Origin of the sequence: Streptomyces sp. NPDC060184 (genome assembly GCF_042728795.1) — a bacterium.
Lineage (GTDB): Bacteria > Actinomycetota > Actinomycetes > Streptomycetales > Streptomycetaceae > Streptomyces.
Window position 1 is genome coordinate 1 of sequence record NZ_JBHWYX010000104.1, and the last position, 1152, is coordinate 1152.

General features: G+C 70.1%; 1 protein-coding gene. It reads right to left on the reverse strand.

The features are described 5' to 3' along the window. Positions 1 to 276: 276 nt before the first annotated feature. The coding region (locus ACFWEE_RS32635; protein ID WP_386894854.1) for a LamG domain-containing protein at positions 277 to 1152 on the reverse strand (876 nt) is incomplete at its 5' end.

A 1152-nucleotide genomic window follows, 5' to 3' on the forward strand; every position in this document is an offset into this window, starting at 1 on the left:
GTGTTGCGCAGGCGGAGTCGTACGGTGGTGCTGCTGCCGGGATCGACCGTGGCCGACGCGGGTTCGAGAGAGGTCCATAGGCTCACCCGGCCACGGTAGATCAGAGAGCTGCCGCCTCCATGTGGCCGACGGAGAAGCGGAGTTGTCCCGCCGTCGAACGTGCCCGTCCAGGCGTTCCCGTGGTCTTCGCGGGCAGCCCCCTGCCCCCGGGTGGTGCCCCGGTGGGCATCACCCGGGGGCATCACCCGGAGGCCGGCTCCGTGGCCGTCCCGGGGTTCAGGGGATCTCGTTGATCTGTTCGCGGGTGAGCGCCTGGTCCCACGCCGTGACCTCGTTGATCTTCCCGTCGAACTTGTCGGCGTTGGCGTCGGCGTACCTGGCCCGGCCGATGATGAACGCGCCGGTGGTGGTGAACGGGTAGGCGTCCTGTACGGAGCCCTGGGGTGCGCCGTCGACGTAGAGCGTCTGGGTGTTGGTGGTTCCGTCGAAGACACCGACCAGGTGGGTCCAGGTGTGCAGGGCAGCCGGGGCCAGGGAGAGCGCGCGGTAGCCGATCGCGGCGTTGTCGCCGCCGTCCGAGCGGGTACGGGAGAACGCCCAGCGCTTCTCGCCCGGGGAGAACTGGAGGTAGAAGGCGCTGTTGTGCTTCCCGCTCTGGCTGACCGCGGTGGAGAAGTGCGCGGTGGTGTTGAGGTACACCCACGCCGAGATCGTGAAGCTGCTGCCGGGCCCGGTGGGCACCACCGAACTCGTCGAGATCATCTGACTGGTCGACCCGTTGAAGGCGCCGGCGCCACCGTGTCCGTCGGCACCGGTCACGTCGGTCACCGCGAGCGGGTGGGCGCCGGTCTCGTCCTTGCCGAGGTCCCCGGGCCTGACCAGCCACTGGCCGATCGGGTCCGGCACCTCGGGGGGCTTCGGCTCCGAGGAATCTCCGCCGCCGCCTCCTCCGCCCGATCCGTCGGAGTCGGGTTCCTGGGTCGGCTGGGCGGGTTCGTTGACGGGTGCGGTGGTCGCCGGGGGTGGGGCGAGTGCGGCTTGGGGCGTGGGGCTGGGTGCGAGGGTGGCGCTTGCTTCGACGAGTTTTTCGGTGGTGCCGGTGGCGATGGCGGGTTTGTGGCCGAACCAGAGGGCGAGGAAGGTGATGGTGAG